Annotated in this window: 24 protein-coding genes; 21 read left to right on the top strand and 3 right to left on the bottom strand. The window is 67.9% G+C overall.

Going from position 1 to position 24,569, the window contains the following annotated elements; genetic code table 11:
• Positions 1 to 62: 62 nt before the first annotated feature.
• Positions 63 to 857 (bottom strand): CPBP family intramembrane glutamic endopeptidase, encoded by a 795-nt coding sequence (locus BLR68_RS01695; protein ID WP_018188291.1) that lies wholly within the window; start codon positions 855 to 857, stop codon positions 63 to 65.
• A 196-nt stretch (positions 858 to 1,053) separates the two neighbouring features.
• Here BLR68_RS01695 and BLR68_RS01690 point away from each other — a divergent pair, with 196 nt between their 5' ends.
• From BLR68_RS01690 to BLR68_RS01610, 17 genes are all read left to right on the top strand, one after another.
• Positions 1,054 to 2,694 (top strand): peptide ABC transporter substrate-binding protein, encoded by a 1,641-nt coding sequence (locus BLR68_RS01690; RefSeq protein WP_256335291.1) that lies wholly within the window; start codon positions 1,054 to 1,056, stop codon positions 2,692 to 2,694.
• A 188-nt stretch (positions 2,695 to 2,882) separates the two neighbouring features.
• Positions 2,883 to 3,812: an ABC transporter permease gene (locus BLR68_RS01685; RefSeq protein ID WP_018188289.1), complete on the top strand. Its 930-nt coding sequence runs from the start codon at positions 2,883 to 2,885 to the stop codon at positions 3,810 to 3,812.
• Complete coding sequence (locus BLR68_RS01680) at positions 3,802 to 4,743, top strand: ABC transporter permease (protein ID WP_018188288.1); 942 nt, start codon at positions 3,802 to 3,804, stop codon at positions 4,741 to 4,743. Before BLR68_RS01685 ends, BLR68_RS01680 begins: the two co-directional genes overlap by 11 nt.
• Positions 4,740 to 6,461 carry an ABC transporter ATP-binding protein gene (locus BLR68_RS01675; RefSeq protein ID WP_018188287.1) on the top strand — a complete coding sequence of 574 codons (1,722 nt, stop codon included), beginning with the start codon at positions 4,740 to 4,742 and terminating at the stop codon, positions 6,459 to 6,461. Before BLR68_RS01680 ends, BLR68_RS01675 begins: the two co-directional genes overlap by 4 nt.
• Positions 6,458 to 7,066: a PH domain-containing protein gene (locus BLR68_RS01670; protein ID WP_018188286.1), complete on the top strand. Its 609-nt coding sequence runs from the start codon at positions 6,458 to 6,460 to the stop codon at positions 7,064 to 7,066. Before BLR68_RS01675 ends, BLR68_RS01670 begins: the two co-directional genes overlap by 4 nt.
• Before the next feature lie 228 nt (positions 7,067 to 7,294).
• Entirely contained in the window at positions 7,295 to 8,278 is a 984-nt protein-coding gene (locus BLR68_RS01665; protein WP_018188285.1) for an ABC transporter permease, read from the top strand.
• 1 nt (position 8,279) lies between these two features.
• Entirely contained in the window at positions 8,280 to 9,206 is a 927-nt protein-coding gene (locus BLR68_RS01660; protein ID WP_018188284.1) for an ABC transporter permease, read from the top strand.
• Complete coding sequence (locus BLR68_RS01655; protein WP_018188283.1) at positions 9,199 to 11,328, top strand: ABC transporter ATP-binding protein; 2,130 nt, start codon at positions 9,199 to 9,201, stop codon at positions 11,326 to 11,328. Before BLR68_RS01660 ends, BLR68_RS01655 begins: the two co-directional genes overlap by 8 nt.
• A gap of 65 nt (positions 11,329 to 11,393) precedes the next feature.
• Positions 11,394 to 13,079, top strand: coding sequence for an ABC transporter family substrate-binding protein (locus tag BLR68_RS01650; RefSeq protein ID WP_196800912.1), 1,686 nt, complete (start codon positions 11,394 to 11,396; stop codon positions 13,077 to 13,079).
• Positions 13,080 to 13,205: 126 nt separating this feature from the next.
• A complete protein-coding gene (gene typA, locus BLR68_RS01645; RefSeq protein ID WP_018188281.1) occupies positions 13,206 to 15,119 on the top strand; it encodes a translational GTPase TypA in 1,914 nt (637 codons plus the stop codon).
• Between the two features lie 2 nt (positions 15,120 to 15,121).
• Entirely contained in the window at positions 15,122 to 15,829 is a 708-nt protein-coding gene (locus tag BLR68_RS01640) for an AzlC family ABC transporter permease (protein ID WP_018188280.1), read from the top strand.
• On the top strand, positions 15,826 to 16,140 hold the full coding sequence (locus BLR68_RS17890; RefSeq protein WP_026302984.1) for an AzlD domain-containing protein: 315 nt from the start codon (positions 15,826 to 15,828) through the stop codon (positions 16,138 to 16,140). The genes BLR68_RS01640 and BLR68_RS17890 overlap by 4 nt, the downstream gene beginning before the upstream one ends.
• A gap of 32 nt (positions 16,141 to 16,172) precedes the next feature.
• The gene (locus BLR68_RS01630; protein ID WP_020665418.1) at positions 16,173 to 16,559 is read left to right on the top strand and encodes a DUF6113 family protein; all 387 of its coding nucleotides are present in this window, start codon (positions 16,173 to 16,175) and stop codon (positions 16,557 to 16,559) included.
• Positions 16,560 to 16,568: 9 nt separating this feature from the next.
• The gene (gene fdxA, locus BLR68_RS01625; RefSeq protein ID WP_018188277.1) at positions 16,569 to 16,889 is read left to right on the top strand and encodes a ferredoxin; all 321 of its coding nucleotides are present in this window, start codon (positions 16,569 to 16,571) and stop codon (positions 16,887 to 16,889) included.
• A 16-nt stretch (positions 16,890 to 16,905) separates the two neighbouring features.
• On the top strand, positions 16,906 to 18,021 hold the full coding sequence (gene dapC / locus BLR68_RS01620) for a succinyldiaminopimelate transaminase (protein ID WP_018188276.1): 1,116 nt from the start codon (positions 16,906 to 16,908) through the stop codon (positions 18,019 to 18,021).
• 110 nt (positions 18,022 to 18,131) lie between these two features.
• Complete coding sequence (locus BLR68_RS01615; protein WP_018188275.1) at positions 18,132 to 19,427, top strand: citrate synthase; 1,296 nt, start codon at positions 18,132 to 18,134, stop codon at positions 19,425 to 19,427.
• A gap of 28 nt (positions 19,428 to 19,455) precedes the next feature.
• Positions 19,456 to 19,881, top strand: coding sequence for an SHOCT domain-containing protein (locus BLR68_RS01610; RefSeq protein WP_231370876.1), 426 nt, complete (start codon positions 19,456 to 19,458; stop codon positions 19,879 to 19,881).
• 3 nt (positions 19,882 to 19,884) lie between these two features.
• Here the strand turns inward: BLR68_RS01610 and dapD are convergent, their stop codons facing one another.
• A complete protein-coding gene (gene dapD / locus BLR68_RS01605; RefSeq protein ID WP_018188273.1) occupies positions 19,885 to 20,829 on the bottom strand; it encodes a 2,3,4,5-tetrahydropyridine-2,6-dicarboxylate N-succinyltransferase in 945 nt (314 codons plus the stop codon).
• A gap of 37 nt (positions 20,830 to 20,866) precedes the next feature.
• Between dapD and dapE the strand changes: the two genes are divergently transcribed.
• The 3 genes from dapE (at position 20,867) to BLR68_RS01590 (ending at position 23,391) form a co-directional block, all read left to right on the top strand.
• A complete protein-coding gene (gene dapE / locus BLR68_RS01600; RefSeq protein WP_018188272.1) occupies positions 20,867 to 21,943 on the top strand; it encodes a succinyl-diaminopimelate desuccinylase in 1,077 nt (358 codons plus the stop codon).
• Positions 21,925 to 23,124 carry a hypothetical protein gene (locus tag BLR68_RS01595; protein ID WP_018188271.1) on the top strand — a complete coding sequence of 400 codons (1,200 nt, stop codon included), beginning with the start codon at positions 21,925 to 21,927 and terminating at the stop codon, positions 23,122 to 23,124. The genes dapE and BLR68_RS01595 overlap by 19 nt, the downstream gene beginning before the upstream one ends.
• A gap of 93 nt (positions 23,125 to 23,217) precedes the next feature.
• Positions 23,218 to 23,391, top strand: a complete 174-nt coding sequence (locus BLR68_RS01590) for a DUF3117 domain-containing protein (protein WP_064506455.1) — start codon at positions 23,218 to 23,220, stop codon at positions 23,389 to 23,391.
• Positions 23,392 to 23,463: 72 nt separating this feature from the next.
• Here BLR68_RS01590 and BLR68_RS01585 read toward each other — a convergent pair whose 3' ends face one another.
• Entirely contained in the window at positions 23,464 to 24,102 is a 639-nt protein-coding gene (locus tag BLR68_RS01585; protein ID WP_018188269.1) for an O-methyltransferase, read from the bottom strand.
• Positions 24,103 to 24,177: 75 nt separating this feature from the next.
• Between BLR68_RS01585 and BLR68_RS01580 the strand changes: the two genes are divergently transcribed.
• Positions 24,178 to 24,564, top strand: coding sequence for a twin-arginine translocase TatA/TatE family subunit (locus tag BLR68_RS01580; protein ID WP_018188268.1), 387 nt, complete (start codon positions 24,178 to 24,180; stop codon positions 24,562 to 24,564).
• The last annotated feature ends 5 nt before the right edge of the window (positions 24,565 to 24,569 follow it).

Raw genomic sequence — 24,569 nt, 5'->3', positions numbered from 1 at the left:
CGCGCCTGCAGTCTCGGCGCGAGCGTGCAGTCTCCCGGAACCCGGAACCCGACCCCGGAACCCTACGCCGGCGGTCCGAACACCCCGGGCCACCACGCGGCGGCGAGGGGGTACCCGACGAACGCCACGATGTCGATCAGCACGTGCGCGACGACGAGGGGCATGACCCGACCCCACCGCGAGTAGACCCAGCCGAACACGACCCCCATCGCCATGTTCCCGATGAGCGGACCGAAGCCCTGGTACGCGTGGTACGAGCCCCGCAGCGCGGCGGTCGACAGAATGATCGCCCACGTGTTCCAGCCCAGCTGACGCAGCCGGTCGAACAGGTATCCCACCATGATGACCTCTTCGAGAAGGCCGGCTCGGAGCGCGGCGAGAAGCAGGAGCGGCACCGTCCACCAGGAGGAATCGATCGGCGAGGCATCCACTTGGACGGTGATGCCCATGACGCGGCCGAGCGCATAGAGACCGAGACCCGGCACGCCGATCACGAGGACGAGGAGCGCGCCACCACCGAGGTTGCGTCCGAACCGCTCGAAGGTCAGGCCGATCTTGGCGAAGCCGGAACGGGCCGGCTCCCAGAGCAGATAGATCGCCAGCGCCACGGGCGCGAAGGCGAAGAACGCGTCGAGGAACTGGCCGATGACGTCCCACACCGCGGACGGCGCCGCACCCGGATTGAGCGAGGTCTGCTGATCGCCGAGGGGCGCGCGGGTCAGCGCCTCGATGAGTGCGAGCACCGAATACACCGCCGACCGGCCCAGCGAAAGGGCGAGAACGATCCCGATCTCCCACCACAGACGCGCGCGTGACGGCGTGGACGTGGCGGCGGGGGAGTCCGTGAAAGCGGCCATCCGGTCAGGATGCCACGTCCGCACGAGTGCGGGATGCTGCGGGGCCCCACCGATCAGACTGCTTTATCCAGAGGTTCCCAAGTAAAGGCTGTGTAACGGTCTTGTGAGGGATTTGTCGCATTGCGCTCAGCCTGCTTAGTGTGCTTCTCATCACGCCTGGGTCGCTAAGCCTCGACCCGGGCTTTCATTAGGTCTCATGGAGGACACTTTGAAGCGCAACAAGATCGGCGTGGCGGGCCTCGCCCTGCTCGGCGCCACCAGCCTGGTTCTCGCAGGCTGCGCGAGCAGCGGTGGCGACACCAACACGGACGACAACTCGTCCGGCGGCACCACGACCGAGGTCATCACGACCAACGGCTCGGAGCCCCAGAACCCGCTCATCCCCACCAACACGAACGAGACCGGGGGCGGCAAGGTCGTCGACTCGATCTTCGCCGGCCTCATCTCGTACAAGGCCGACGGCTCGGTCGAGAACGACGCCGCAGAGTCCATCACCACCGACTCGCCCACCCAGCTGACGGTCAAGATCCGCGATGGCCTGAAGTTCACCAACGGCGAAGCCGTCACCGCTGACAGCTTCATCAAGGCGTGGAACTACGGTGCACTGGCATCCAACAAGCAGAACTCCTCCTACTTCTTCGAGGACATCGAGGGCTTCAGCTATGAGAAGGACTCCGAGCTCACCGGTCTGAAGAAGGTCGACGACCTGACCTTCACCATCACGCTGAACAAGCCGGCATCCGACTTCGCACAGCGTCTGGGCTACTCGGCCTACGCACCGCTTCCGTCCGTCGCGTTCGACGACATGAAGGCCTTCGGTGAGAACCCGATCGGCAACGGCCCGTACAAGCTGGCCAAGGACGGCGCGTGGCAGCACAACGTCCGCATCGACCTGGTCGTCAACGAGGACTACGACGGACCGCGCAAGCCGAAGAACGGCGGCCTGGACATCGTCTTCTACGCCAACCCGGACGGTGCCTACACCGACCTGCTCGGCGGCAACCTCGACGTGCTCGACTCCATCCCGGACAGCGCTCTCGAGAACTACAAGACCGACCTCGACGGTCGCTCGGTCAACCAGCCGGCCGCCATCTTCCAGTCGCTGACGATCCCCGAGTGGCTCGACGGCTTCCAGACCGACGAAGAGGGCAAGCTCCGCCGCGCCGCGATCTCGCACTCCATCAACCGCGATCAGATCACCGACGTGATCTTCAAGGGCACCCGTACGCCCGCGAAGGACTTCACGTCGCCGGTCATCGACGGCTGGAGCGACTCGGTCCCCGGCAACGACGTCCTCGACTACGACCCGGAGCTCGCCAAGGAGCTGTGGGACCAGGCGAACGCGATCAAGCCGTACAGCGGCAAGGAGTTCACGATCTCCTACAACGCTGACGGTCCGCACCAGGCCTGGGTCGACGCTGTATCGAACTCGGTCTCGAAGGTCCTCGGCATCAAGGCCGTCGGCAAGCCGTTCCCGGACTTCGCGACCTACCTCGACGCCCGCGACAACGAGAAGGTCGATGCCTTCCGCTCCGGCTGGCAGGCGGACTACCCCGGTCTGTACAACTTCCTCGGCCCGCTCTACGCGACCGGTGCAGGCTCCAACGACGGCAAGTACTCGGACAAGAAGTTCGACGACCTGCTCGCCAAGGGCATCAGCGAGACGGATGAGGCTGCGCGCAACTCCACCCTCCTCGAGGCCCAGTCGGTCCTCTTCGAGGACCTCCCCGCCATTCCGCTCTGGTACTCCAACGTCAACGGCGGTTGGGCCGACGGCGTGAAGAACGTGGAGTTCGGCTGGAACTCGGTGCCGCTGTACTACGAGATCACCAAGTAATCTGCTCTCAGCATCACCTCACACGAGGCGGTGACGGTCACCCGTCACCGCCTCGTGGCGTGACCCGTCCATCTCACCTTTCTCTCAGGAAACGAGGTTGAGGATGGGACACTCAGGGGCGCCGCGTTGCGGGGCCCTTCTTCGTGCGTGAGCACTGATCACGTCTTTTCCCTGAAAGGGGGCCGAGGGTGGCCTATTACATCCTCCGACGGATCCTGCAGGTGATTCCCGTGTTCCTCGGGTCCACACTGCTGATCTATTTCATGGTCTTCGGACTGCCAGGAGACCCGGTCGCGTCGCTGTTCGGCGACAAGCAGCCGCCGCAGGCCGTCATCGATGCGCTCCGCGAGCAGTACAAGCTCAACGAGCCGTTCATCGTCCAGTACGCGAACTACCTCGGCGGCATCTTCCGCCTCGACTTCGGGACGACGTTCTCGGGCCAGAGCGTGAACGACGTGCTCGCCCGCACGGTCCCCGTCACGATGCGCCTGGCGGTCATGTCCGTCGCGATCGCCTTCGTGCTCGCCCTGATCATCGGCGCGCTGTCGGCGATCTGGAAGGGGTCGATCTTCGACAACGGCGCGCTCGTGACGGCGCTCATCTTCATCGCGATCCCGATCTTCGTCCTCTGCTTCCTCGCGCAGTACTTCCTCGGCGTGCAGCTGGGATGGTTCCGGCCGACGGTGGGTGGACGCAACGACTGGGGCGATCTGTGGCTTCCCGCGATCGTGCTGGGTCTCAGCATCTACGCGTCCAGCATGCGACTGACGCGTGCCTCCATGATCGAGACGCTCGGTCAGGACTGGGTCCGCACTGCCTACTCGAAGGGCCTCTCGCGCCGTCGTGTCATCCCCGTGCACGTCCTGCGCAACTCGATGATCCCGATGGTCACCGACACGGCCACCCAGTTCGGCATCCTCATGGTCGGAGCCACGGTCACCGAGGGCATCTTCAATGTGCCGGGTGTGGGCAACACGCTCTTCACGGCTATCACGCAGCGCGAGACGCCGACGGTGGTCTCCTTCGTCACGATCTTCGTCGTGATCTACGTTCTGGTGAACCTGGTCGTCGACCTTCTCTACGGCCTGCTCGACCCGAGGATCCGCTATGTCAAGTAACTCCGCACACTACGTCGCACCGACGAACACGGAATCGGTCCCGGTCGACCAGCTCCGCCTCAGCGAGAAGAAGAGCAATCTCTGGATCGACGCGTGGCGCGACCTGCGCCGCCGTCCGACGTTCTGGATCTCGGTCGTGCTGTGCGCGATCATCGTCGCCATGGCGGTCGCACCGACACTCTTCACCTCGGTGGCGCCGTCCGGCGGTGTCTGCACCCTCGACAACAGCAACGGCGATCCGACGGCGGGACACCCGCTCGGCTTCGATCGACAGGGCTGCGACATCTGGTCGCGCGTCGTCCACGGAACGCGCACGTCGATGATCGTCGGTGTGATGGCCACGCTGATCTCCACGGTCATCGGTGTCATCATGGGCGCTCTCGCCGGCTTCTACGGCGGATTCCTCGACACGGTGCTCTCCCGCGTGGGCGACGTCTTCTTCACGATCCCCTACATCATCGCGGCCGTCGTCGTCATGTCCGTCCTGGCGGACTACCGGAACGAATTCGTCCTCGCCCTCGCGATCGGTGGATTCTCGTGGGCCAGCACGGCGCGCATCGCCCGTGCCGAGGTCCTTCGGGTCAAGCAGTCCGACTACGTGACCGCGTCGATCTCGATCGGGCTGTCGCGGTTCCGCACCATGGTGACGCACGTCCTGCCGAATGCGATGGCACCCGTCATCGTCGTCACCACCTTGAGCCTCGGCACGGCGATCGTCGCCGAATCGACGCTGTCCTTCCTGGGCGTCGGTCTCGGGGGCTCGACGGTCTCCTGGGGCCTCGACATCAGCCAGGCGCAGAACCAGATCAGGTCGGCGCCGATGGCGCTGTTCTGGCCGTCTCTCGCGCTCACGATCTCGGTGCTCGCGTTCATCACCCTCGGTGAGCTCCTCCGCGACGCCGTCGACCCGAAGTCGAGGGCCCAGCGATGAGCGATATCGAGAACCCCACCAGCCGCGCGCGTCTGCGCAGCAGCACCAAGGAGAGCGTCGTGTCGCAGCCCCTTCTGCAGATCCGTGACCTCACCGTGTCGTTCGGCACGGGCAAGAAGGCGCGCGAGGTCCTGCACGGTGTCGACCTCGATGTCTTCCCGGGCGAGACCGTCGCCATCGTCGGGGAGTCCGGATCGGGCAAGTCGACGACGGCAGCGGCCGTCATCAACCTGCTCCCCGGCACGGGAGCGGTCACGGGCGGATCCGTCACGCTCGACGGCGTGGACCTCCTCGGTGCCAGCCGCCGTGAGATGGAGTCCATCCGCGGCCGCGACATCGGCTACGTCCCGCAGGACCCGATGTCCAACCTGAACCCGGTCTGGTCGATCGGATTCCAGGTCGAGGAGGCGGTCCGCGCCAACGGCCTGGCATCCAACCGCAAGGAGGCCCGCGCCCGCGCGATCGAGGTCCTGAAGCAGGCGGGGCTGGCCGATGCCGAGCGTCGCATGCACCAGTTCCCGCACCAGTTCTCCGGCGGGATGCGTCAGCGGGCGCTCATCGGCATCGGCCTCGCAGCCGACCCGAAGCTCCTGATCGCGGACGAGCCGACGAGTGCGCTCGACGTCACCGTGCAGCGCGTCATCCTCGACCACCTGGCCTCGCTGACCCGCGAGAAGGGGACGGCCGTCCTGTTCATCACGCACGACCTCGGCCTCGCCGCAGAGCGTGCCGATCGCATCATCGTCATGAACCAGGGCGAGATCGTCGAGTCCGGTCCGAGCCGAGCGATCCTCGAGGCTCCGCAGCATCCGTACACGCAGCGCCTCGTCGCGGCCGCCCCGAGCATCGCCTCGCAGCGCATCCAGGCGGTCGCCGAGCGTCGCGGTGTCGAGCACCTCGAGGAGGTCGTAGACGCCAAGCCCGTCGTCGAGGTCCGCGATCTCGTCAAGGAGTACAAGATCCGTTCAGGCGGGTTCCGCAGCGAAACGTTCCGTGCGGTCGACGGTGTGTCCTTCCAGATCCCGCGCGGCAAGACCCTCGCACTGGTGGGGGAGTCCGGTTCGGGCAAGTCGACCGTCGCCAAGATGGTCTTGCAGCTCGAGAAGCCGACGAGCGGCTCCGTGCTCGTCGACGGCGCGGACACGTCGGGCATGAGCCGCAAGGAGGTCTTCGGACTGCGCAGCCGTATGCAGCCCGTCTTCCAGGACCCCTACGGCTCGCTCGACCCCCTGCGCAGCATCGGCGCCCTCATCGCCGAGCCGCTGCGCGTGCACGGCGTGGGCGACGAGAAGTCGCGTCGCGAGAGGGTGTTCGAGCTGCTCGACCAGGTGTCGCTCCCGCGTGAGGTCGCCTGGCGCTACCCGAACGAGCTCTCCGGTGGCCAGCGTCAGCGCATCGCCATCGCGCGCGCCCTCGCGCTCAAGCCGTCGATCGTCGTCCTCGACGAAGCAGTCTCGGCGCTCGACGTGCTCGTGCAGGACCAGATCCTGCGCCTGCTCGCCGAGCTGCAGTCCGAGCTCGACCTGACCTACCTCTTCATCACGCACGACCTCGCCGTCGTGCGTGTGGCCGCCGACCTCGTCTGCGTCATGGAGCAGGGTCGCGTCGTCGAGCAGGGCACCGTCGACGAGATCTTCGCGTCGCCGGCGGAGGATTACACGAAGCGGCTCCTCGCCGCCATCCCGGGTGCGGAGATCCCGCTCGGCGGAAACCTGTGAGCAACACCCCTCGACACGGCGAGGCGGGCTCGGGATCATCCCCGGCCGCCTCGCCGCGGGTGTTCCGCGCCGCGTCGGGGGTGGCCGCGCTCATCCTGGCGTCGATCGCCGCGTTCCTGCTCCTGGGCGACGCGGTCGTGCGCGCGGGCTGGGCCGAGATGCTCCTGCTGGCCCCCTGGCTCCTGCTGGTGGTCTGGTTCATCTACGTCGCGACGTTCGCGTCACATGTCTCCATCGACGCTGACGGCGCGACCGTGCAGAATCTCCTGCGCATCGTGCGCATCCCGTGGGCCCGGGTGAGCGACGTCGGCGTCCGTTACCAGGTCAGGTTCACCCTGGATGACGGGCGGATCGTCAATGCGTTCGGCGGCCCGGTGGCGGGTCGCCCGGCCCGCCCGGGCGTCCGGGCCGCGGACAACCCCCGCGCGCGCATCCCTCCCGCGCTCCGTGACCTCGAGCTGATCCGCGAACAGTGGCTGGCGGCCGCCGAAACCGGTTCCACCACACAGGTCTCGCGCAGGTGGGATCTCCCCACTCTCGGCGTGTTGCTGTTACTGGCGCTCTGGGCACTGGGCGCCGTGATCATCAGCGGCGCTGCGGGCTGAGCGTACTGGCGGTTTTGCGGCGCGTTCACAGGCATTTTGCGAGCAGGTCACGCAATGTTACGTTCATACAAACAGTTCTCCAGACGGTCTTGTCAGCGTTGATGAGCGAGTTAGGGTCGTTGAGGCCGGACCCGGTTCCGGCACTTCGAACGCAACGCAAGAGCGCGTAAGCCCGAGAAAGAGCACCACCATGTCTGTGCCAGCGACCCGAATCACCGGGATCTCCCGGTGACGCTGTACGTCCTCCGCCGGTTCGTCAACTACGCGATCCTGAGCCTGATCGCCACGTGTATGGCCTACGTCCTGGCCAGCGCGATCTTCAGGCCCGGCGACGCCTTCTACGGACGTAACCCTCGCCCCCCGCAGGCGTCCATCGATGCCTCGCTCGCGCAACTCGGGCAGAGCCCGGACATGCCCGTGGTCGTCCGACTCTGGCACTGGCTCGTCGGCCTGTTCACGCAGGGATCTCTCGGCATCACGATCGGCAAGCAGCCGGTCGTCGAGGAGATCATCGCGCGCTCGGGTGCGAGCCTTCGGCTCCTGCTCATCGGATCGATCATCGGCGCGATCGTCGGCGTCCTCCTCGGCGTCTGGGGCGCCGTCCGGCAGTACCGGGCGAGCGATCAGATCGTCACCTACTCGTCCTTCCTGATCTTCGCGACGCCGACCTTCGTCATCGGCGTCCTGCTGATGATCGGAGCGACTGCTCTGAACAACGCAGTCGGCGTGCAGCTCATCACCTTCACAGGCGAGTACAGCGCCGGCATCAACGGAAGCTGGTGGGACCTGACCCTCGACCGAGCGGTCCACCTCCTTCTGCCGACGCTGGCGCTCATCCTCACCAGCGCCGCGAGCTATTCGCGTTACCAGCGCAGCGTCATGCTGGACGTCCTTGGCGCCGACTACATCCGAACGGCCCGGTCCAAGGGCCTGGAGCGCGGGCCGGCCCTCTTCCGACACGGCGTGCGCATCGCGCTGATCCCGATGTCGACCTTCTTCGCGTACAACTTCGGCACACTCGTCGCCGGGTCCGCCATGCTCGAGATCGTCTTCAGCTGGCGCGGCATGGGGCAGTTCCTGCTTCAGGCCGTGAACACGAACGACGTCAACGCGGCCGCGGGAAGCACCCTGTTCGTCGCCATCCTCGTGCTGCTCTCCTCGACGTTCTCGGAGATCATCTACGCCGCCCTCGATCCCCGTGTGAGGAGCTGACATGGTCATCGCTCAACAAGAAGCCGTCGAAGCGGGCCTCGACGAGGAGAAGACAATCACCCGTCAGCGGCGACCGCTCTCCCGCAACGGGCTCGTCTGGCAGCGGCTGCGCGGAATGCCGCGGTTCTGGGTCGGTGCCATCGCCTTCGGCCTGATCGTCGTCCTGTCGATCGTCGGGCCGTTCCTCACGCCGTGGTCCATCACCGATCGCGACGTGTACAACATGGGGATGGGGCCGACGCTCCGCCACTGGTTCGGCACCAACAGCATCGGACAGGACATCTTCGCCCAGACGATGGCGGGCCTGCAGAAGTCCCTCATCATCGGTCTCGTCGCCGGCATCCTCGGGACGTTGCTCGCTGCCGTCATCGGCTCCGTCGCCGGCTACGTCGGAGGCGTGACCGACAAGGTCATCAGCTGGTTCACCCACCTGCTGCTCGTCGTTCCATCGTTCTTCATCCTCATCCTGCTCAGCCCGCTGTTCAAAAGCCTGTCGTGGATCGCGCTGACGTTCTTCCTGGCGATCTTCAGCTGGATGATCATGGCGCAGGTCGTGCGCAATCAGACGCGCTCCCTGCGCAACCGCGACTTCGTGCGCGCCGCGCGCTATATGGGGCTCCCCACCCGGAAGATCCTGAGCCGCCACATCCTCCCGAACATCGCGTCGCTCCTGATCATCGACGTGACCCTCGGAATCGTCTCGATGATCATGTCGGAGACGTCGCTCAGCTACTTCGGCTTCGGCGTGCAGAAGCCGGATGTCTCGCTCGGCACCCTGCTCGCGGACGGCACGTCGGCTGCGCTGACCCGCCCGTGGCTGTTCGTCTTCCCGGCCGGCGTCCTCGTCGTCCTTCTTTTCGCCATCAGTCTCATCGGCGACGCCCTGCGCGATGCGATCGACCCGACCTCGGGGGCCAACCGTGCCTGAATCCCTCCCCACTCCGACGCAGTCCCGTCGCACGCCTCTCCTGTCGGTCCGCGACCTCAGCGTCACCTTCCCGCAGCGCGGTTCGGGCGACGTGCAGGCCGTCCGCGGCATCTCGTACGACGTCCACCCGGGAGAGTTCCTCGGCATCGTCGGCGAGTCCGGCTCGGGCAAGTCCGTGTCCTCGCTCGCCGTCATGGGTCTCCTGCCCAGCAACGCGCAGGTGACCGGCGCGATCGAATTCGAAGGCAAGTCGCTTCTGGGCATGGATGACAAGAAGCTGTCCCGCATCCGCGGCAAGCAGCTGTCCATGGTCTTCCAGGATCCGCTGTCGGCACTGACTCCCGTCTACACCGTCGGCGACCAGATCGCCGAGGCGCTCCGCCTCCACGACTCGAAGCTGTCGTCCCAGGCTGCGGCCGCGCGGGCCGTCGAGCTGCTCAAGACCGTCGGCATCCCCGATCCCGATCGGCGCGCCAAAGCGTTCCCGCACGAGTTCTCCGGTGGGATGCGCCAGCGCGCGATGATCGCGATGGCGATCGCGAACGACCCGAAGGTGATCATCGCCGACGAGCCCACGACGGCACTCGACGTCACCATCCAGGCGCAGATCCTCGAGGTCCTCGAGAAGGCCAAGGAGATCACCGGCGCCGCCGTCGTCCTCATCACTCACGACCTCGGTGTCGTCGCGGGTCACGCCGACCGGGTGGGCGTCATGTACGCCGGCAAGCTCGTCGAGCTCGGCACCACCGATCAGGTCTTCCACGAGCCGCAGATGCCTTACTCCATCGGGCTGCTGCGGTCCGTGCCGAACATGCTCACCGCCGGTACGCAGCGGCTCGTTCCTCTCGAGGGGCGCCCGCCGTCCCTCGCGGCCTTGCCGAAGGGATGCCCCTTCGCGGCCCGCTGCCCGATCGCCGTGGACGCGTGCCGCGAGGTCGAGCCCGACCTGATCGCCCACGATCCGGCATCCGGTCCCGATCACGTCGCCGCCTGCATCCGCGGTGGGGAGATCGCCCGGGGCGAGATCTCGCGAGGTGAGGTCTTCACGGTGGCGGACCCGATCATCGACGGCGAGCTCGTCGATTCCGGTGCCGAGCCGGTCGTCGAGGTCACCGACCTGCGTCGGCACTTCCCGCTGATGAAGGGCGCGGTCTTCCCTCGCCGGGTGGGCACTGTCCGCGCCGTCGACGGCGTCTCGTTCTCCTTGAAGCCGGGTCGGACGATGGGCCTGGTCGGGGAGTCGGGCTGCGGCAAGACGACGACGATCCTAGAGATCATGGAGATGACCGCACCGCAGTCCGGATCCATCAAGATCAACGGCAAGGATGTCGGCACGCTCAGCCCGCGCGAACGCCACGCGCTCCGTCGCGATGTGCAGATCGTCTTCCAGGACCCCATGGGCGCGATCGACCCGCGCCTGCCCATCAGCGAGGTCATCACCGAGCCCCTCTGGGCGATCGGTGCCAAGAAGTCGGACCGCGACGAGCGCGCTCTCGAGCTGCTCGATCTCGTCGGCCTGGATCCCTCCATGGCCGACCGCTATCCGCACGAGTTCTCGGGCGGACAGCGCCAGCGCATCGGCATCGCAAGGGCCCTCGCGACGAACCCTTCGGTCATCGTGCTCGACGAGCCGGTCTCGGCGCTCGACGTGTCGATCCAAGCGGGTGTCATCAACCTGCTCGAGGACCTCAAGGCGCAGCTGGGGCTGTCGTACCTCTTCGTCGCTCATGATCTGGCCGTCGTCCGGCAGATCGCCGACGATGTGGCCGTGATGTACCTCGGCTCCGTCGTGGAACAGGGGCCGGTGTCGACGGTCTTCGACAACCCGCAGCACCCCTACACGAAGGCGCTCATCTCGGCGGCTCCCATCCCCGACCCGCGCATCGAGCGCGGTCGTGCCCGGGTGCTCCTGCAGGGAGACCTGCCGAGCCCGACGCAGGAGATCAGCGGATGCCGGTTCCGCACCCGCTGCCCCCTGTACAAGCTCCTCGACGAGACGCGCCAGGAGCTGTGCCGTTCCGCCGAGCCGGAACTGATCGCCCACGGTCGTGCGCGCGTCGCCTGCCACCACGTCGAGGACTCGACGCTGGTCGACGAGGTCGCGCTGTCGACCGCATCCTGAACCCCCTCCGGCGGGCGCACCATTCCGCCGGTGGTCACCAAAAGGTAAACGAGAGGAACAATCACATGAAGATTCGAGGTGCAAAGCCGTTCGGGTCTTTGGCGCTGCTCGGCGTCGCCGCACTCGTGATCTCTGGTTGTGCTGCCGGAAACACCGGTGCGCCCACCCAGAGCGAGTCAGCAGCCCCGGAGCTCCCCGCCACGGCGTGGACTCGCGCTGACGCGGCCAAGGTCAAGGACGGCGGCACGCTGACCCTCGCGGTCGGATCGCTGCCCGTGCAGTTCAACACGAGCCAGGTCGACGGCAACGAGTCGGACACCAACAGCATCATGGCGCCGACCACCGGTGGTCCCTTCAAGATCAAGGAAGACGGCACGCCCGTCGTCGACGAGAACTACGCCGCCTCGGCCGAGGTCACGAGCAACGACCCGCAGGTCGTCGAGATCAAGCTGAACCCCGAGGCGAAGTGGGAAGACGGCTCGCCCATCACGGTCAAGGACTACGTCGCCTACTGGAAGGCTCAGAACGGCACGAACAAGGCCTACACCCCGGCATCCACGGCGGGCTGGGAAGACGTCTCGTCGGTCGAGCAGGGTACGGACGAGTTCGACGTCAAGATCACCTTCTCGAAGGTCTACGCCGACTGGCAGGCCATGTTCACGGGCGGACTGCTGCCCGAGTCCATCTCGAGCGACCCGGCCGCCTACAACGACGGCTACCGCACGAAGGCCGTCCCGTCCTCGGGTCCGTTCAAGATCTCGAAGATCGACACGACCGGTCAGGTCGTCACCCTCGAGCGCAACCCGCAGTGGTGGGGCGAGGCCCCCAAGCTCGAGACGGTCTTGTTCCGCGCGGTCAGCCAGGACCAGCAGGGCGCGTCGTTCGCGAACTCGGAGCTCGATGCGCTGTACATCTCGGCGAACGCCGACCTGTACCAGACGGCCAAGACGCGCTCCGACGCCAAGATCGAGACCTCCGGTGGCACGACCTGGACGCACGTCACGATGAACGCGAAGAAGGGCCCGCTCGCGGACGTCAACGTCCGCAAGGCCGTCGAGGCGATCGTGAACCGCGAGCAGATCGCCGCGTCGGCGAACACGCCCGTGGACGCGCCGGCCATCACCCAGGGCGACTACATCTTCATGCCTGGGCAGAACGGGTACGAGGACAAGGCTCCCAAGACGGACACCAAGAAGGCGGCGGAGTACCTCAAGGAGGCCGGCTACGAGGGCACCGAAGGCAAGAGCTGGACGAAGGACGGCACGCCTCTCAAGCTGAGCGTCACCGTCCCCGCCGACACGGCGACGAACATCCAGCGCTCCGAGCAGGTCCAGGCCGACCTGAACGCGTTCGGCATTCCGGTGACGCTCGACACGGTCCCCGCCGCGACGTACTTCAGTGACTACGTCATCCCCGGCAACTTCGAGATGGTGTCGTTCTCGTGGGTCGGCACGCCGTTCCCGATCTCGTCGTCGGAGGCGCTGTACTACCCGATCGACTCCGAGTCGAACTTCACGGGCACGACGGACGAGAAGCTGGGCGACCTGTACGACAAGTCGAACTCCGAGCTCGACCCCGCCAAGCGCATCGAGATCGCCAAGGAGATCAACGATGTGATCTGGAACTACATGCCGATGTTCCCGATCGCGCCGCTCCCGAACGTCTACGCGGTCAAGGACGGCCTCGTCAACTGGGGTGCCACCCAGTTCGAGACCATCGACTGGACGATCGTCGGCTGGGCTGCCGAGTAAGCAGCAAGACGCACAGCAGCGGCGGGGCGGGGACCGAAAGGTCCTCGCCCCGTCGGCGTGTCGACACCTGCGGTAAAGTGGACTGCCGGCATCCCGGCATCACCCTCTCTGCAAGGAACCCCCTTCATGGCGCACGCCCTTCGTCCTGACCTCCGTAACGTCGCGATCGTCGCGCACGTCGACCACGGCAAGACGACGCTCGTCGATGCCATGCTCCGCCAGACCGGTTCGTTCGGCTCGCACGAGCACATGGAAGAACGTGCCATGGACTCGAACGACCTCGAGCGCGAAAAGGGCATCACGATCCTCGCGAAGAACACGACGATCACGTACTCCGGCGCCCACTCGTCCGAGCCCGTCACGATCAACGTGATCGACACCCCCGGCCACGCCGACTTCGGTGGCGAGGTCGAGCGCGGTCTGTCGATGGTCGACGGTGTCGTCCTGCTGGTGGATGCCTCCGAGGGCCCGCTCCCGCAGACCCGCTTCGTCCTCCGCAAGGCGCTCGAGGCCAAGCTCCCCGTCATCCTCCTGGTCAACAAGACCGACCGCCCCGATGCGCGCATCGCCGAGGTCGAGGAGGAGGCCCACGACCTGCTCCTGGGTCTCGCCTCGGACCTCCAGGACGACGTGCCCGACCTCGATGTCGACGCACTCCTCGACGTCCCCGTCGTCTACGCGTCCGGTCGCGCCGGTGCCGCCTCGCGGAACCGCCCCGAGAACGGCTCGCTCCCCGACAACGACGACCTCGAGCCGCTCTTCGGCGCGATCCTCGAGCACGTCCCGGCTCCGTCGTACGACGACGAGGCGCCCCTCCAGGCCTGGGTCACGAACCTCGACTCGTCGCCGTTCCTCGGCCGTCTCGCACTCCTGCGCGTCTTCAACGGCACGCTGAAGAAGGGCCAGACGGTCGCGTGGGTCCGCGCCGACGGCTCGACCAGCAACGCCCGCATCACGGAGCTCCTGAAGACCCGCGCCCTCGAGCGCTACCCGGCGGAGTCCGCCGGCCCCGGCGACATCGTCGCCATCGCGGGCTTCGAGAACATCACGATCGGCGAGACGATCGCCGACCCCGAGGACATCCGTCCGCTCCCGGCCATCACGGTCGACGACCCGGCCATCTCGATGACGATCGGCACCAACACCTCGCCCCTCATGGGCAAGGTCAAGGGCCACAAGCTCACCGCGCGCATGGTCAAGGACCGCCTCGACCGCGAGCTCATCGGCAACGTGTCGCTCAAGGTCGTCGACATCGGCCAGCCCGACGCGTGGGAGGTCCAGGGCCGCGGCGAGCTCGCGCTGGCGATCCTCGTCGAGAACATGCGCCGCGAGGGCTTCGAGCTCACGGTCGGCAAGCCGCAGGTCGTCACGCGCCGCGACGAGAAGGGCAAGCTCACCGAGCCCTTCGAGCACCTCACGATCGACGCCCCCGAGGAGCACCTCGGTGCGATCACGCAGCTGATGGCGAGCCGCAAGGGCCGCATGGAGACGATGACGAACCACGGCACCGGCTGGGTGCGCATGGAGTTCATCGTCCCGTCGCGCGGTCTCATCGGCTTCCGCAGCGAGTTCCTCACGATCACGCGCGGCACGGGCATCGCGAACGCGATCTCGCACGGCTACGACGAGTGGGCCGGCGCGATCTCGACGCGTCAGAACGGCTCGATCGTCGCCGACCGCTCGGGTGTCGTGACGCCGTTCGCGATGATCGCCCTGCAGGAGCGCATGAGCTTCTTCGTGCAGCCGACCGAAGAGGTCTACGAGGGCATGGTCATCGGCGAGAACTCGCGCGCCGACGACATGGACGTCAACATCACGAAGGAGAAGAAGCTCACGAACATGCGTTCGTCGACCTCCGACTCCTTCGAGTCCATGACGCCGCCGCGTGTGCTGACGCTGGAAGAGAGCCTCGAGTTCGCCCGCGACGACGAATGCGTCGAGGTCACGCCCGAGAAGGTGCGCATCCGCAAGGTCGTGCTCGACGCGACCGAGCGCGGCCGCGCGGCATCGCGGCTGAAGCGCCAGGACGCCGGCTCCTGACGGTGACGGGGGAGCAGCCGCCGATTCGTCGGGCCTGGCGCGACTCCCTCGGTGTCGTGCTCGCGACGAGTGCCTACGGCATCTCGTTCGGCGCGCTCTCGGTGACCTCGGGTCTGGACGTCTGGCAGACCTGCGTCCTCAGCCTCCTGATGTTCACCGGCGGATCGCAGTTCGCGTTCGTCGGTGTCATCGGGGGCGGAGGCCTGCCGGGTGCCGCCATCGCCTCGGCGGGGCTCCTCGGCATCCGCAACGTGGCCTACGGTCTGCGGATGTCGTCCGTCGTCGGCGACGGGTTCTGGCGGCGGGCCGCGGCATCCCATTTCACGATCGACGAATCGACGGCCGTCGCCCTCGCGCAGACGGATGCCGCGGCTCGCCGCATCGGCTTCTGGGTGACAGGCGTCGGCATCTACGTCGGCTGGAACCTGACGACGCTGGCGGGCGCGCTGCTCGGCGACGTTCTCGGCGATGTGAAGGCCTACGGATTGGATGCCGCTGCCGCCGCCGCGTTCCTCGCGCTGCTGTGGCCGCGGCTGCGGAACCGTCAGGCGATCGCGGTGGGTGCCGCCGCCGCGGTCGTCGCGGCCGTCCTCACGCCGGCGCTCATGCCGGGTCTCCCCGTCCTCGTCGCGGCGCTGGTGGCGATCGTCGTGGGCTGGACGAACTGGCTGGGCTCCCGGCCGACGACGTCGACAGGGGACCCCGCATGACGCTGTGGCACACGATCCTGCTCGCGGCCATCGTGTGCGTGGCGCTCAAGACGGCCGGCTACCTCGTGCCACCGGCATGGTTCGAGGCGCCTCGCCCCTCTCGGACGATCGACCTCCTCACCGTCGCGCTCCTCTCGGCGCTGGTCGTCGTGCAGACGCTCGGCGTGGGCCAGGCGATCGTGCTCGACGCACGCGTTCCCGGTCTCCTCGTCGCGGCGGGTCTCCTCGTCGTCAGAGCGCCGTTCCTCGTCGTGGTCGCGGCAGCCGCCGCGGTCGCGGCACTCCTGCGTCTGTGGGGCTGGGCGACCTGATCGGTCAAGGAGTGCCCGCCTAGACTGTGCAGGTGAATGCCCTCTTCGCCCGCATCGCCACCTGGGTGCTGGCCGCCGTCATCGGCGTCGTCTACGGCGTCGCCGGCACGATCGGCCAGGCGGCGACCTGGGGTGTCGTCCCCGTCGGTCTGATCGTCGCTTCGGTCGGCTTCGTCGCCCTGCTGATCGCGGTGCGGACGCTGACTGGGGAGCGCGCCTCCGCGCTCGCCTGCGGGCTCGGCGCCCTCGTGGCCACGCTCCTGTTCGCCAACGAAGGTCCCGGCGGGTCCGTCGTGGTGCCGGCGCCCCCGGAGGGGACCGTCGTCACGCCCGGGCTCATCTGGACGTTCGTCGTCCCGCTGGCCGTCGCACTCGTCGTCGCGTGGCCGACGGCATCCCGCGTCCGATCCACGAACTAGACTCGTCCTGTGACGTATGTGATCGCTCTCCCGTGCGTGGATGTCAAGGACCGAGCCTGCATCGACGAATGTCCCGTCGACTGCATCTACGAAGGCGAACGCTCTCTCTACATCCACCCCGATGAGTGCGTCGACTGCGGCGCCTGCGAGCCGGTGTGCCCCGTCGAGGCCATCTACTACGAAGACGACCTCCCCGCCGAGTGGCAGGACTACTACACGGCGAACGTGGAGTTCTTCGAGGATCTCGGTTCGCCGGGCGGCGCCGCGAAGGTCGGCGTCATCGCCAAGGATCACCCCGTCATCGCGGGTCTTCCTCCGCAGGCCCACTGAGACTCGCTGAGCCGACATGAGCGTCCACGACCTCGCGGACTACCCCTGGGACGCCGTCGCCCCCTACGCTGCGCGAGCACGGCAGCATCCCGGCGGGCTGGTCGACCTCTCGATCGGTTCCCCCGTCGATCCGACGCCCGGTGTCGTCGCCGAGGCGCTCCGACGTGCCACGGACGCTCACGCCTACCCGCAGACCGTCGGCACTCCGGCGCTGCGCGAGGCGATCGCGGCCTGGTACGGCCGCCGGCGCGGGGTGCAGGGCCTCACGCCCTCCCAGGTCATCCCGACCGTGGGCTCGAAGGAGCTCGTCGCCCTCCTGCCGCTCCTTCTCGGCCTCGGCACCGGCGACACGGTCGTTCACCCGCGCGCGGCCTACCCGTCCTACGAGGTGGGAGCACGTCTCGTGGATGCGCAGGCCTTCGCGTCGGATGATCCCGACGAGTGGCCCACGACCACGCGGCTCGTGTGGCTGAACACGCCCGGCAACCCCGACGGTCGGGTCCTCGACGTCGCCGAGCTCCGACACGCCGTGGAGCGCGCTCGCGAGCTGGGTGCCGTCCTGGCCTCGGACGAGTGCTACGCCGAGCTGGGCTGGGAAGGGCCGTGGGCGGATGCCCCGGTGCCCAGCATCCTCGATCCCCGGGTCGCGAGCGGCGACCTCACCGGCCTCCTGTCGGTCTACTCGCTCAGCAAGCAGTCGAACCTCGCGGGCTACCGCGCGGCGTTCGTCGCCGGCGAAGCGGACCTGATCGAGCGCCTCGTGACCGCCCGCAAGCACCTCGGGCTGATGGTGCCCGGGCCCGTGCAGGCCGCCATGATCGCCGCGCTCGAGGACGATGCGCACGTGGAGCACCAGCGCGAGCTCTACCGTGCCCGCCGCGACATCCTGAAGCCGGCCGTCGAAGCCGCCGGTTTCCGGATCGACCGCAGCGAGGGCGGCCTCTACCTCTGGGCGACGGCGGGGGAGGACGCGTGGGAGTCCCTCGCGCGCCTCGCCGACCTCGGCATCCTCGCCGGGCCCGGACACTTCTACGGATCCCATTTCCCCCAGCATGTGCGGTTCTCGCTCACGGCGACCGACGAGCGCATCGCCGAAGCCGCGCGGAGGCTCGCGGCATCCGTCGAGGCCTGACCCTTCGTAGGCTTCCTCCTACGAATTCCGCTATCCATTGAGCGCGACAGCACATGTGCTCACTGCCCAGTAGGCTGTAAAGACCGCTCCGACGACCGCAAGGAGGCTTCGTGACCAACGCGGACACCCCTCAGATCGCCACCGTGACCATCGGTGACACGAAGGCAGAACTCCCGCTCATCTCGGGAAGTGAAGGGGTGCCGAGCGTCGACTTCTCCACCTTCACGAAGCAGACCGGGCACACGTCCCTCGACTACGGGTTCGTGAACACCGCGTCGACGAAGTCGTCGATCACGTACATCGACGGCGACCAGGGCATCCTGCGCTACCGCGGGTACCCGATCGAGCAGCTCGCGCAGCACAGCACGTATCTCGAGGTGGCCTGGCTCCTTCTGTACGGCGAACTGCCGACGGAGGACGAACTCGCCGGGTGGGACGAGAAGATCCGTCGCCACACGCTGCTGCACGAAGACCTCAAGCACTTCTTCTCGGCGCTGCCGCACACCGCGCACCCCATGTCGGTGCTGTCTGCGGCCACGGCGGCCCTCTCGACCTACTACGAGGGGCAGAGCGACCCGCACAACCCCGAGCACGTCGAGCTCAACACGATCCGCATGCTCGCGAAGCTGCCGGTCATCGCCGCGTACGCGCACAAGAAGAGCATCGGGCACGCCTTCCTGTACCCCGACAACTCGCTGAGCTTCGTCGACAACTTCCTCAAGCTGAACTTCGGCAACAACGCCGAGCCGTACGAGATCAACCCCGTCATGTCGCGGGCGCTCGAGCGCCTGCTGATCCTCCACGCCGACCACGAGCAGAACGCGTCGACCTCGACGGTCCGCCTCGTCGGTTCGACCGGGGCGAACCAGTTCTCCTCTATCTCCGCCGGCATCAACGCCCTGTACGGGCCGCTTCACGGCGGCGCGAACGAAGCCGTCCTCGACATGCTGGGCCGCATCCGCGACTCCGGCGAGAGCGTGCAGCGCTTCGTCGAGCGGGTCAAGAACAAGGAAGACGGCGTGAAGCTCATGGGCTTCGGGCACCGCGTCTACAAGAACTACGACCCGCGCGCGAAGCTCGTCAAGGAGTCGGCTGACGAAGTCCTGCGCGAGCTCGGCGTCGTCGACCCGCTTCTGGCGCTCGCCAACGAGCTCGAGGAGATCGCGCTCAGCGACGACTACTTCAAAGAGCGTCGCCTGTACCCGAATGTCGACTTCTACACGGGCGTCATCTACAAGGCGATGGGCTTCCCCACGCGCATGTTCACGCCGTTGTTCGCAATCGGTCGCCTGCCCGGCTGGCTCGCTCACTGGCGCGAGATGCAGAACGATCCGCAGACGAAGATCGGCCGTCCGCAGCAGCTCTACACGGGTGCCACCGAACGGGATTACCCGACCTCCCACTGACGCGGTCATCGCCCGCTAAAGTGTGCCCATGATGGTCCACGGGGGAGTTGTCGCGCACGTTCTGTCGGCACCGGTGATGCCGATCCCGGATGACGGGGACAGCGGTTTCTTCGGCCCGGGGATGCCGGGGCCCGACATGGGCGGTGCCGGAGACGCGTTCTCTGCGTTCTTCGGACTGGCCGTCGTCCTGGTGATCGCCGGAGCGGTGTTCTCCGTCGTGGTCGCGGCGCGGAAGCGTCGGATCCTCCGGGATGCCGGCATCGATCCGTTCACGGTGGATGCGGCGATCGCCGCCAAGGTCCTCCGCAGCGACCTGCTCGCTCCCTCGACACCGGCAGCGCAGGTCGCGCCGTCGATCGAGAAGCGCCTCGCGGAGCTCGACGACCTCCGCGCCCGCGGCGTCATCAGCGAGGACGAACACCGAGAGGCGCGCGCGGCGGTCCTGAAGGGCTGAACCTCAGGCGTGGAGGTCGGCGTTCAGCGTCGCGCCGACGCCCTCGCGCCGAACCGCCTCGACCGTCCCGGTGAGCGAATTGCGCCGGAAGAGGATGCCGTTCTGCCCGGAGAGCTCGGCGGCCTTGACCGTCGGGCGCGTGCCGTCGTGGCGCGGCGGCTCGCCTGCCAGGGCGACCTTGGTCCCAGCGGTCACGTACAGGCCCGCTTCGACGATGCAGTCGTCACCGAGCGAGATGCCGATGCCCGCGTTCGCGCCGAGGAGTGTGCGCCGGCCGATGGAGACCCGGTGTTCACCGCCACCCGAGAGGGTGCCCATGATCGAGGCGCCTCCGCCGACGTCGCTGCCGTCGCCGACGACGACGCCCTGCGAGATGCGGCCCTCCACCATCGACGCGCCGAGCGTACCGGCGTTGAAGTTGACGAAACCTTCGTGCATCACCGTCGTACCGGGCGCGAGGTGAGCGCCCAGGCGCACGCGCGAGGCGTCCGCGATCCGGACGCCGGCGGGCACGACGTAGTCGGTCAGGCGGGGGAACTTGTCCAGGCCGTTCACCTGGATGCCTGCCCGCTGCAGTCCGGCGCGGAGGCGGGTGAGGTCGTCGGGGTGTACGGGGCCGGCGCTCGTCCACGCGACGTTCGGCAGGTGACCGAAGATGCCGGTGAGATCCAGTTCGTTCGGGGCCACGAGGAGGTGCGAGAGGGCCTGAAGGCGCAGGTACGCATCGGGGGTGCTCGCCGGTGGGGCGTCGAGGTCTACCTCGACGACGATCACATCGACCGTGACGGCGCGGCGCGGGTCGGGTCCGGCGAAGGCGGCGAGCTCGCTCGTGTCGACGTCGGCAGGGGCGCGGCCTGTGGCGGGAGCCGGGAACCAGGCGTCGAGCACCGTGCCGTTCTCACTCGTCGTGGCCAGACCGATACCCCATACCCACCGCGCGTCACTCATGGTTCCAGGCTATCGGGCCGTCGTTAGACTCGACGTCATGCCCCGGCTCGACCTCCGCTCCAGCGCCGTCGACCTGACGCGCACCATCTGCGACATCCCCAGCGTCTCCGACGACGAGACCGTCCTCGCCGACGCGATCTTCGAGGCGGTGTCCGCGTTGCCGCACCTCGACGTCCACCGCGACGGCGACACGATCGTGGCCCGCACGTCCCTCGGACGCGCGCAGCGCGTCGCGATCGCCGGGCACATCGACACGGTCCCCATCAACGACAACGTACCGACGCGGAACGTCGACATCGACGGCGAGCGGTACCTGTGGGGCCGCGGCACGGTCGACATGAAGGCGGGCGTCGCGGTGCAGCTGAAGCTCGCCGCCGAGCTCACCGACCCCCGGGTCGACATCACCTGGATGTGGTACGACCACGAGGAGGTCGCTGCCGACCTCAACGGGCTGACCCGACTCGCGGCATCCCGTCCCGATCTCTTCGAGGCGGACTTCGCGATCCTGGGGGAGCCCTCGAACGGTCAGGTCGAGGGCGGGTGCAACGGCACGCTCCGCGCGGTCATCCGCACGACGGGCGTGCGCGCGCACAGCGCCCGCGCCTGGATCGGCGAGAACGCGATCCACAAGGCCGCGCCCGTCCTCGCTCGGCTGGCGGAGTACCGGTCCCGCGAGATCGAGGTCGACGGGCTGCTCTACCGCGAGGGGCTCAACGCGGTCGCCGTCCGCGGGGGCATCGCGGGCAACGTCATCCCCGACGCCTGCGAGATCGATGTCAACTACCGCTTCGCCCCGAACAAGGATGCCGCGGCCGCCGCGGCGCACGTGCGGGACGTGTTCGCCGGCTTCGAGGTCGAGATCGTCGACCTCTCCGAGGGCGCCCGCCCGGGGCTCGATGCGCCGCTCGCCCAGGAATTCGTCGCCGCGGTCGGGGCAGTGCCCAAGCCCAAGTACGGCTGGACGGATGTCGCCCGGTTCTCCGCGATGGGTGTGCCCGCCGTCAACTACGGCCCGGGCGACCCGTCCCTCGCCCACCACGACGAGGAGCGGGTGCCGCTCTCGCAGATCGAGGACGTCGAGCGGGGCCTGCGGGCATGGCTGAGCGGCGACTGAGGACCGCAGCCTCCGTCGCCGGCACCGTCGCCGCCGTCTACGTCTCGGCCCGCCTCCTCACTACGCTGTTCTTCTGGATCGCCGCGGAGCTGTCGGGCCCGACCTCGCGGTTCGGGGCGGACGCCTCCATCCCCTCCCTCGCGATGGGCTGGGACTCCCAGTGGTACTGGGTCATCGCCGACCAGGGCTACCCGTCGACCCTTCCGGTGACGGATGCCGGTCAGGTCACCGAGAACGCGTGGGCGTTCCTGCCGCTGTATCCCTGGCTGGCTCGGGCGCTCGGGACGGTACTGGGCGGCTACCCCGCCGGTGCGATCGTGCTGGCGCTCGTCGCGGGGTACGCGGCATCCGTCGTGCTCTTCCTGCTGCTTCGCGGCCGGATCGGCGAGACGGCGGCGCTGTGGGCCGTCGTGTTCTTCGCGAACGGTCCGCTGGCGGCGCTCTTCCAGATGGGGTACGCGGAATCGCTCGGACTGCTCTGGCTCTTCCTCGCGCTGTGGGCGCTCGTGCAGAGGCGGTTCGGGTGGCTGTACCTGCTCGTCGTCCTCATGGGCTTCACGCGACCGGGCGTCCTCGCGTTCGCCCTGCTGCTCGGGCTCTACGGCATCTTCCGCTGGTTCCGACGACGTGACGATCCGCTCCCGGTGTGCCACATCGTCCACATCGTCGCCCTCGGCGCCCTCGCCGTGATCGTCGGCTTCGCCTGGCAGGTCATCGCCGGGATCGCGACGGGCGACCCGTCGGCGTACCTCGAGACCGAGCTCGCCTGGCGGCGGAGCTGGGTGGGGTCCGAGGAGCAGTTCGTGCCGTTCATCGCCTTCTTCCAGGCGGCGGCGATCTGGTTCGGACTGTGGGGGCTGCCGTCGGCGCTCGGACCGGTCCTCCTCGTCGTACTGATCGTGGGCGCCGGTGTCCTTCTCGCCCGGTCGCCGCAGGTCCGCCGGCTCGGGCCGGAGATCCGGCTGTGGGGCGCGAGCTACCTCGTCTACCTCCTGGCGGTGTTCTTCCCGCAGTCGAGCATCTTCCGACTCCTCCTCCCGCTCACCCCCGTTGCGGCGGGCGTTGCGGTCCCGAGCTCGCGGTGGTGGCGGATCGGAATCCTGGTCCTCTGCGTGGCCGGACAGTGGGTCTGGATCCACGAGATGCTCGCGCTCGGGGACACGTTCTTCCGGATTCCATGACGATATGCGTGCGCTGAGACTCGCGCGCGCCATCGGCGATCACCCCATTGGGTAGACTAATGGGGTAGGCCGAAGACGAAAAGGAGCCCCACAATGGCAGCCATGAAGCCGCGCACCGGAGACGGACCTATGGAGGCCGTCAAGGAGGGCCGTCTCATCATCGTGCGTGTCCCGCTCGAGGGGGGCGGTCGACTTGTCGTCTCGGTGAACGATGACGAGGCGAAGGAACTCCACAGCGTTCTCAGTGGGGTCGTCGGCGCCGCCTGACCCCGGATCGATACGAAAGGCCGGCCCCTCGGGGCCGGCCTTTCGGCGTTCTCGGATGCCGCGGCAGAGCGATCAGCTCTGGTCGGCGACCGTCGTCAACTGGAGCAGGCCCTCCCCGACGATGGACAGCGCGCCGAGGACGGCGGGGGAGTCCTGCGTCTCCTGGATCAACGACCGGTAGGCGCTCTCGAGGGGGCCGCGCTTGACGGGATCGGCGACGGCGCCGCCGGCGAGCACCCGAGGCACGAGCACCGTGCCGCCGGCGCGAGCCAGACGCAGCCCGTGCTCGACGTACTCGATGACCCCCTCGGGGTCGGCATCGATGAGGACGATGTCGTAGGACGCCTCGTTCATCCGCGGCAGGACGTCCGCGGCGCGGCCGGTGATGAACCGCACCCGAGCCGGCGGGATGCGGGAATCCGTGAACGCCTTCCGGGCCACGGCGAGGTGCTCGGGTTCCTTGTCGATCGTCGTCAGTGTCGCGCGCGGCGACCCGTGCATGAGCCAGAGGCCGGAGACCCCGCCGCCCGTGCCGATCTCGACGATGTTGAGCGCGCGGCCGGCCGCCGCGATGACGGCGCACTGGGCGCCGACCTCGGGGCTGATCGGGTTCGCGCCGATCTCGAGGGCGTGAGCGCGGGCGCGGGCGATGGCCTCGGGCTCGACCGTCGCCTCGGCGGCGAATCGGCGTACCGCTTCGTGATCTCCCATGTCGTGAACCTCCACGCGTCAGCCTAGGCGGGTCGGCACCCCGCAACCCCCAGGCGCACGGGTAACCTGGGAACCATGTCATTCGGGCTCGATCTGGAGAAGATCCTCCTCATCGGACTCATCGCCGCCCTCCTGCTCGGCCCCGAGCGCCTGCCCGGTTACGCCGCGTCCCTCGCGAGACTCACTCGCCGGGTTCGTCAGTGGCTCGATGGCGCACGCACCCGGGTCAAGGAGGAGATGGGCGATGACTTCGACGAGATCGAGTGGCGCAAGCTCGACCCGCGACAGTACGACCCGCGGCGCATCATCCGCGAGGCGCTGATCGACGACGCCCCGGTGAAGCCCGTCGCGACGACTCCGGCAGCGGCGGTCGCGCTGGCCGAGCCGCCCGCCGTCGAGGCGAGCGCGGACGAGACCCCGGCGGACCTGCGTACGGTGCCGTTCGACTCCGAGGCGACCTGACGGGC

It is taken from the genome of Microbacterium sp. 77mftsu3.1, from assembly GCF_900100525.1.
In the GTDB taxonomy this organism is placed as follows: Bacteria; Actinomycetota; Actinomycetes; order Actinomycetales; family Microbacteriaceae; genus Microbacterium; species Microbacterium aquilitoris.
The sequence above is the reverse complement of the archived record's forward strand: the minus strand, read 5'-3'. Positions and strand labels throughout refer to the sequence as shown.

Excerpts from the sequence above, each read along its gene's own strand:
- BLR68_RS01695 (WP_018188291.1), bottom strand. The coding sequence starts at position 857 with ATGGCCGCTTTCACGGACTCCCCCGCCGCCACGTCCACGCCGTCACGC.
- BLR68_RS01690 (WP_256335291.1), top strand. The coding sequence starts at position 1,054 with ATGGAGGACACTTTGAAGCGCAACAAGATCGGCGTGGCGGGCCTCGCC.
- BLR68_RS01680 (WP_018188288.1), top strand. The coding sequence starts at position 3,802 with ATGTCAAGTAACTCCGCACACTACGTCGCACCGACGAACACGGAATCG.
- BLR68_RS01675 (WP_018188287.1), top strand. The coding sequence starts at position 4,740 with ATGAGCGATATCGAGAACCCCACCAGCCGCGCGCGTCTGCGCAGCAGC.
- BLR68_RS01660 (WP_018188284.1), top strand. The coding sequence starts at position 8,280 with ATGGTCATCGCTCAACAAGAAGCCGTCGAAGCGGGCCTCGACGAGGAG.
- BLR68_RS01650 (WP_196800912.1), top strand. The coding sequence starts at position 11,394 with ATGAAGATTCGAGGTGCAAAGCCGTTCGGGTCTTTGGCGCTGCTCGGC.
- typA (WP_018188281.1), top strand. The coding sequence starts at position 13,206 with ATGGCGCACGCCCTTCGTCCTGACCTCCGTAACGTCGCGATCGTCGCG.
- BLR68_RS17890 (WP_026302984.1), top strand. The coding sequence starts at position 15,826 with ATGACGCTGTGGCACACGATCCTGCTCGCGGCCATCGTGTGCGTGGCG.
- dapC (WP_018188276.1), top strand. The coding sequence starts at position 16,906 with ATGAGCGTCCACGACCTCGCGGACTACCCCTGGGACGCCGTCGCCCCC.
- BLR68_RS01610 (WP_231370876.1), top strand. The coding sequence starts at position 19,456 with ATGATGGTCCACGGGGGAGTTGTCGCGCACGTTCTGTCGGCACCGGTG.
- dapD (WP_018188273.1), bottom strand. The coding sequence starts at position 20,829 with ATGAGTGACGCGCGGTGGGTATGGGGTATCGGTCTGGCCACGACGAGT.
- dapE (WP_018188272.1), top strand. The coding sequence starts at position 20,867 with ATGCCCCGGCTCGACCTCCGCTCCAGCGCCGTCGACCTGACGCGCACC.
- BLR68_RS01595 (WP_018188271.1), top strand. The coding sequence starts at position 21,925 with ATGGCTGAGCGGCGACTGAGGACCGCAGCCTCCGTCGCCGGCACCGTC.
- BLR68_RS01590 (WP_064506455.1), top strand. The coding sequence starts at position 23,218 with ATGGCAGCCATGAAGCCGCGCACCGGAGACGGACCTATGGAGGCCGTC.
- BLR68_RS01585 (WP_018188269.1), bottom strand. The coding sequence starts at position 24,102 with ATGGGAGATCACGAAGCGGTACGCCGATTCGCCGCCGAGGCGACGGTC.
- BLR68_RS01580 (WP_018188268.1), top strand. The coding sequence starts at position 24,178 with ATGTCATTCGGGCTCGATCTGGAGAAGATCCTCCTCATCGGACTCATC.